This is a genomic window from Streptococcus sp. 477, from assembly GCF_013277295.1.
Lineage (GTDB): Bacteria > Bacillota > Bacilli > Lactobacillales > Streptococcaceae > Streptococcus > Streptococcus pseudopneumoniae.
The window spans coordinates 1-1,807 of the sequence record NZ_VMMQ01000097.1 but is presented as its reverse complement, the minus strand read 5'-3'; the positions used below and the strand labels follow the sequence as shown (position 1 = coordinate 1,807).

Here is a 1,807-nt window from a genome sequence, read left to right as displayed (position 1 = left end):
GGAAGTTTGCTGATGGAAGCACTCAAGAAATTGATGTTCCTTATGATATTCCTGATACTTGGGAGTGGGTGAGATTAAACGATATAACCTCCTACATTCAAAGAGGAAAGTCTCCAAAATATTCAAATATTCCTATATACCCTGTGATTGCTCAGAAATGTAATCAATGGTCTGGCTTTTCTATTGACTTGGCAAGATTTATTGATCCCGAAACAGTTCATAGTTACCAGAAAGAAAGATTACTAAGAGATGGTGATTTAATGTGGAATTCAACAGGCCTAGGTACGTTAGGACGATTAGCTATTTACCATGAAAATAAAAATCCTTATGGCTGGGCTGTTGCAGATAGCCATGTTACAGTTATAAGAGTCTTATCGGGGTTTATTAATTGCCATTTCATCTATAATTTTCTTTCCTCTCCTATTGTTCAGTCAGTTATTGAAGAAAAAGCGTCGGGTAGTACAAAACAAAAAGAATTATTAACGAAGACTATAAAAGAATATTTAATCCCTCTCCCTCCGCTAGCTGAACAACAACGCATAATAGAAGCAATCGAATCAGCTTTAGAAAAAGTAGATGAATATGCTGAAAGTTATAATAGACTAGAACAGCTAGATAAAGAATTTCCAGATAAACTAAAAAAATCTATTCTTCAATATGCTATGCAAGGAAAATTAGTTGAACAAGACCCAAATGATGAATCAGTCGAAGTTTTACTTGAAAAAATACGAGCAGAAAAACAAAAACTCTTTGAAGAAGGCAAGATTAAAAAGAAAGATTTGGACATTTCTATTGTTTCCCAAGGAGATGATAGCTCTTATTATGGGAAGATACCTATGAATTGGGTACAGACAACATTAAATTATATAGGAATAATTAGTACTGGTAACACGCCATCTAAAAATAGCCCTGAAAACTACGGCGGCGAAATACCATTCTATAAACCTGCTGATTTATTACAAGGAGAACTATACAATGCAACTGAATATTTATCGGTTCTAGGAAATACAAAATCCAGAAAAATAAAAGCAGGTTCTATTTTAATAAATGGTATTGGAAATATTGGAATTGCTGGGATTGTTCGTGTTGATGGAGCGTTTAATCAACAAATGCATGGCATAGAAGTATTTAATTTTGTCAACTCAAAATTTTTACTTTTAGCTATACAGTCTGATTTTATGCAAAAACAATTCAAGAACAATACATCATCTACCACTATTCCTATATTAAACAAAACTAGATTTTCTCAAACTATAATTAATTTTCCAGGTATACGTACACAAAAATTAATAATTACTAAAGCTGAGAAACTTTTTGAAAAAGTAAATCAATTTTAGCAACAATTCTCTTTTGTTCTAAAACTGAAGGAATACCTATTATTTTAGATTTTAGATACGAATAATGTCGAGCATAGCCCCTGTTCCTAACAAATAATAGCGTATAGTCTAAGTGGTATTTTAAAAATTTTGCAGATAAGCAAATTGGAGACAGAATTTTTACTCCGTCTGCACCAACAACAAAAGGGAAGTCTATAATCTTAAGATTTCTTGTATGGTCACCAAATATTACAACGTTTGTTTTATAGTCTAGAATCTTAGAAAAATTATTAGAAAATCCTTCAACTAATATTTTAGATTGACTAACTACTGGAATCTTGCCCTCTTTTACAATTTCAGACTGTTTTATTTGATAAGGCTTAGCTGAAATAGTTGTTACAATTTTTTCTAAAGGAGCTAGCAACCAAGTTGATCTTCTTGGAAAATCTATTTCAATTTTAATGTTATTCAGATAATAAGAGCCATAATCA

2 protein-coding genes are annotated in these 1,807 nt (G+C 31.6%); one reads left to right on the top strand and one right to left on the bottom strand.

The window, feature by feature from the left end:
* A partial coding sequence (locus HT691_RS11460) for a restriction endonuclease subunit S (protein WP_240154010.1) occupies positions 1 to 1,337 on the top strand: 1,337 nt, incomplete at its 5' end.
* Here HT691_RS11460 and HT691_RS10530 read toward each other — a convergent pair.
* A partial coding sequence (locus HT691_RS10530; protein WP_240148734.1) for a restriction endonuclease subunit S occupies positions 1,297 to 1,807 on the bottom strand: 511 nt, incomplete at its 5' end. The genes HT691_RS11460 and HT691_RS10530 overlap by 41 nt on opposite strands.